The sequence below is a fragment of the Enterococcus sp. 125944 genome, assembly GCF_051909435.1.
GTDB classification, from domain to species: domain Bacteria; phylum Bacillota; class Bacilli; order Lactobacillales; family Enterococcaceae; genus Enterococcus_D; species Enterococcus_D gallinarum.
The window spans coordinates 1-5,154 of sequence record NZ_JBQASY010000042.1; the positions used below are offsets into that span (position 1 = coordinate 1).

A 5,154-nucleotide genomic window follows, 5' to 3' on the forward strand; every position below is an offset into this window, starting at 1 on the left:
ATCTGGAGTCTCTGGTGTTACCGGAGTTTCTGGATCTGGAGTCTCAGGCGTTACCGGAGTTTCTGGATCTGGAGTCTCTGGTGTTACCGGAGTTTCTGGATCTGGAGTCTCTGGCGTTACCGGAGTTTCTGGATCTGGAGTCTCAGGCGTTACCGGAGTTTCTGGATCTGGAGTCTCTGGCGTTACCGGAGTTTCTGGATCTGGAGTCTCTGGTGTTACCGGAGTTTCTGGATCTGGAGTCTCAGGTGTTACCGGAGTTTCTGGATCTGGAGTCTCAGGTGTTACCGGAGTCTCTGGATCTGGGTTCTCAGGTGTTACCGGAGTTTCTGGATCTGGGTTCTCAGGCGTTACTGGAGTCTCTGGATCTGGGTTCTCAGGCGTTACTGGAGTTTCTGGATCTGGGTTCTCAGGTGTTACCGGAGTCTCTGGATCTGGGTTCTCTGGCGTTACTGGAGTTTCTGGATCAGGTGATATCACACTACCGTCACCACTTGCATTTCCATCTGTTAGTTTTACATAATTATCCCAGTACCAGCTAGTATTGCCTAATTGATAAGGAGAGTAACCATACATAACTACTCTAGTAGCAATATCTTTTTTATCTGTATAAGGAGAAGTATATTGAACGACATAAGTTTCGTTATCAATATTGCTCGGAAAACTAATATTAATTTTATTATCATAAAAATCAATATAGCATTGATTAGTCACGTCTTCTAGTGAATCATTTGTAGCAATAGAAAAACTGTCGGTTAGTCTTCCGTTTGATTTTACTTTATAAACTTTTATTTGAGTATTTGTCTTATCGTAGATAATTTCAGAATTATATCCATTTTCTTCTTTTCTTTGATTTCTAATTTCAATACTTTTATTTCCTAAAGTTTGTTTTAAAGAATTGACATAGATAGTATGAGAAAAATTATGGTTATTCAAGTCTACATTAAATATGTTACCAGCACCATTAGCATTATATTGAGGTCCTACATTTTTAGAATAATCCACTAACAGACTCAAATCTTTTTTACTATTGCCTATACTCGCAGTAATAGTTTGATAAGAAGTATTAGTTACTACTTCTGGATCAATAAAGATCGGTAAAGAAATTTTTCCACTAACATTATCATGCACTGCTACATAATCCGTAAATTCGTATTGAATACGATTAGTATCCATATCGTATTTTCCAGTTGCTATAATTGAATTATCTGGAGCTAAGAGATTAGGCATTGTGACAGAGTTAGCTTCTGTAATTCCATAAAAATTAGCATTTTCACTCAAGTCAATATAAAAATAATCTTTTGGATTAACTGAGTCAGGGACTTTGAATGCATAATTTGAAGTTAGCGATTCTGCATTATGTGGAAATATGACTTTCTCTTTATTATTAGATATTGAAATATTAATATTTGTTAATTGATCACTAACATTTTTAGATTGGTCATAATAAGTAGTAGTTACTGTTTCTTCTGCTGAAACAGTATGTAAAGGTATAAAAATAGTAGAACTTAATAATACCCCGCTAAATATGACAATTGATGCAACTCCTGTTTTCAGTCGACTAATTCTCCACTTTTTGATAATTGGATTGCTTTTTAATTCTAATAACTTTTTATTGTTTTTTCCAACCATAAAATTATCCTTTCTACATAATTTATTCGAACGATAAAAATGATCGTTCATTTTCATTATAATAATATTTAATGGAAAAACAAGTTAAAAATATTGTTTGAATAATAATTCCAATTATTTCTATAATATTTGTTAACTGTAAGATACTACTAGACTAAAATCCATTTTTGTTTTTTTAAGTAAGTATAGTATATAAATTAAAGGTGTTCCTTACATTATTCTATATGATTTGAATACTATAAGAAACAACAATTGATAAAATTATTGACAAAGTTTTTAAAGGTATTACCATTGATATTGAACGCTTATTTTTTTAGGGGGATGAGAAATGAATGTCTTTGATGCTACTTTAAAGAGATTAGAATACATATTTGAAGAATTTGACAAGGTGTATTTTTCATTTAGTGGTGGTAAGGATAGTGGGATAATGGTTCAGTTAGCTAATCTAGTTGCAGAAAAATTAGATAGAAATTTTGATCTATTAATATTAAATATTGAAGCAAATTACACAGCAACTGTTGATTTTATAAAAAAAATTGAACAGTTACCTAGAGTAAAAAATATTTATCATTTTTGCTTACCTTTTTTTGAGGATAACAACACTAGTTTTTTTCAACCTCAATGGAAAATGTGGGATCCAAGCGAAAAAGAAAAATGGATTCATTCTCTTCCTAAAAATGCCATAACTTTGGAAAATATTGATGACGGTTTAAAGAAATATTATTCATTATCAAATGGTAATCCCGACAGATTTCTTCGTTATTTTCAAAATTGGTATAAAGAACAATATCCCCAAAGTGCTGTATCATGTGGTGTAGGTATAAGAGCACAAGAAAGTTTACATAGACATAGTGCTGTTACAAAAGGTGAAAATAAATATAAGAATCGATGTTGGATAAATATAACTTTAGAAGGAAATATTTTGTTTTATCCTTTATTTGATTGGAAAGTTGATGACATTTGGGCTGCAACTTTTAAATGTGGACTAGAATATAATTATATCTATGAGAAAATGTATAAGATTGGATATAAGTACCGGGACATGAGAATATGTCAGCCTTTCGGATTACAACAAAGAAAAGCGTTAAATCAATTTGCTGAACTTGAACCTGAAACATGGGATAAATTAGTAAAAAGAGTAAGTGGAGTTAATTTTGGAAATATATATGGTAAAACTAGTCTTTTAGGATTAAATACTTCTCAAAAACCTTCATTTATGACTTGGCAAAGATATTCTATTTTTTTACTAGAAACATTAGGATTATATTCTCCTCTTTTAATGAATCATTATTACAGAAAGATATGTATTCTTTTTGCTTATTACAAGAATAAATATAATATGGATATCCAAGATATGCCAGATGAATCAAAAAGAAAAGATTGGATAAAAGATGAAAGACTTTGGAATGACTGGAAAGGGATAGCTAAAGCTTTAGAAAAAAATGACTTTGTTTTATCTACTAGAAATTATAGTTTAACGAAAAAAGATGAAGCTGAACTATATGAGATGTTTAAAGAATATAAAGACTTTTTGGGAATAAATCAATTAAAAGGAAAGAGGTACGAAAATATTGTACAAAAAATAGGAGGAATGAAATGAGCGAAATAGATATTAAAGTTTATATACCCCCATACAATAAACAAAATTTTTACAGTTTAATGGGGAAATATTTTGCTGAAAGAGTATATAGAAGAAAATTACCTTATTTAATAAATACACCTAGTACTATTTGGTTTTTGTTAATGAACAAGGAAAGGATAATTGGATTTTCTTCCATCCAAATTTCCAATGAGTTTATTGATATTGGAGATGTTTTTGTTGAAGATGAAAATGACGATACTCGAAAGTATCTATTGGAGAAGGTTTTATTTTTCATAGACAAGAAATGTGAAAGAAAGTGTGTACGAATTTCTTTAAAAAAAGATCAGTACTTAAATAATCTGAAACATTATTGTTTTAAACAATATAGAGAGACAAAGAATTATTTATTTTTTAGGAGAGAAATCAATGAACAAGATTGATATGCCTGTTTTAAATGTAAAAATGGTTCCAGTAGAGAAAATAAAAAGTAATAATTATAACCCAAATCATGTCGCTGAACCTGAAATGGAGCTTTTAGAATTATCGATTTTAAAAGACGGATATACACAACCAATTGTTTGCTATTATGATGATAAAAAAGACGAATATATTATTATTGATGGGTTCCATAGGTATTTAATTGGAAAAAGCAAACTTGATTTAAAAGAACTTCCTTTAGTTGTAATTGATAAGCCATTGGAGCAAAGAATGTCAAGTACAATTAGACACAATAGAGCTAGAGGGAAACATGAAATAGATAAAATGTCCGAATTAGTTCTACTGCTTGTCAATGAAGGATGGGACGATCATAAAATAGGGAAAGAACTAGGAATGGAAAAAGAAGAAGTTCTTAGATTAAAACAAGTAACAGGGTTGAAAAGTGCCTTTTTGAACCATGAATTTAGTGAATCATGGGATGAATTTGTAAAAAAAAATTATCCTAAACAAAAGGATGAATAAGTGGTAAAGATTTTTATAAACACGATTTTAATATAAACGTTCATTTTATTGTTGACAAGATATATTTGTTATATTAAATTATGTGTAAATCGGAATTATTTCTTTTAAAAAAATTTAAATTAGGAGTGATATTATGAAATTTTGTGAAACAAAAAAAGTATTAAATCAATTGGTAGCCGATTTAAGCGTATTTTCAGTAAGAATACATCAAGTTCATTGGTATATGCGTGGAGAAAGGTTTCTATTTCTACATCCTAAAATGGATGATCTCATGGAGCAAATTAATGATCAGTTAGATGTAATTTCAGAACGACTGATTACACTTGATGGATCTCCGTATTCAACCCTAGAAGAGTTTTTTACAAATTCCAAATTAGAAGAAGAAAAAGGCTCTTGGAATAAAACTATTGATGAACAAATTGATTATTTATTGGAAGGTTATAATTATCTTGTTTCGACATATGAAGAGGGGATTGAAACTGCAGGAAAGGAAGGCGATGACTGTACAGAGGATATTTTTATTGGTTCTAAATCAGAGCTAGAAAAAGAGATTTGGATGTTAAAAGCAGAGTTAGGTAACTCACCTGAGTTAGATAAATAGATACAGAACTTCAAGTGAATGGTTATGATATTTCCTTGTGAATAGGGAGTGTTTTTCAGTGTTTCTATGAATACTATAAGTGAGATTGATAAAAAAACAAAAACATCTAAGGAGAGATTTATTTCTACCTTAGATGTTTTTTCACTAAGTGATCTAAATATAAGTGCAGGTAGATTTTAACAACTAATTATATCAAAGAAATAAGTATATAGTACTGTAAAAATATATATTATAAATTATCTTAACAAAGAGTTGATGGGAACATACGCAATGAGAGTGTAAAATATTTTGTGTAAATAGAAAAAAGGAAGTCCCTTCTGTAGAATAGAGTTACCACAACACATTCACAGAAGAGAGGACTTCCCTATGAACGATTTTACTA

5 protein-coding genes are annotated in these 5,154 nt (G+C 30.2%); 4 read left to right on the forward strand and 1 reads right to left on the reverse strand.

What is annotated here, in order from left to right:
• A partial coding sequence (locus tag ACTFWY_RS17455) for an Ig-like domain-containing protein (protein WP_439948531.1) occupies positions 1-1,629 on the reverse strand: 1,629 nt, incomplete at its 3' end.
• A gap of 328 nt (positions 1,630-1,957) precedes the next feature.
• Here ACTFWY_RS17455 and ACTFWY_RS17460 point away from each other — a divergent pair.
• The 4 genes from ACTFWY_RS17460 (at position 1,958) to ACTFWY_RS17475 (ending at position 4,772) form a co-directional block, all read left to right on the forward strand.
• Positions 1,958-3,229 carry a DUF3440 domain-containing protein gene (locus ACTFWY_RS17460; protein WP_060815484.1) on the forward strand — a complete coding sequence of 424 codons (1,272 nt, stop codon included), beginning with the start codon at positions 1,958-1,960 and terminating at the stop codon, positions 3,227-3,229.
• A complete protein-coding gene (locus ACTFWY_RS17465) occupies positions 3,226-3,651 on the forward strand; it encodes a hypothetical protein (RefSeq protein ID WP_060815483.1) in 426 nt (141 codons plus the stop codon). The genes ACTFWY_RS17460 and ACTFWY_RS17465 overlap by 4 nt, the downstream gene beginning before the upstream one ends.
• A complete protein-coding gene (locus ACTFWY_RS17470; RefSeq protein WP_113850079.1) occupies positions 3,638-4,171 on the forward strand; it encodes an IbrB-like domain-containing protein in 534 nt (177 codons plus the stop codon). The genes ACTFWY_RS17465 and ACTFWY_RS17470 overlap by 14 nt, the downstream gene beginning before the upstream one ends.
• 133 nt (positions 4,172-4,304) lie before the next feature.
• The gene (locus tag ACTFWY_RS17475; protein ID WP_060815481.1) at positions 4,305-4,772 is read left to right on the forward strand and encodes a Dps family protein; all 468 of its coding nucleotides are present in this window, start codon (positions 4,305-4,307) and stop codon (positions 4,770-4,772) included.
• Positions 4,773-5,154 lie beyond the last annotated feature (382 nt).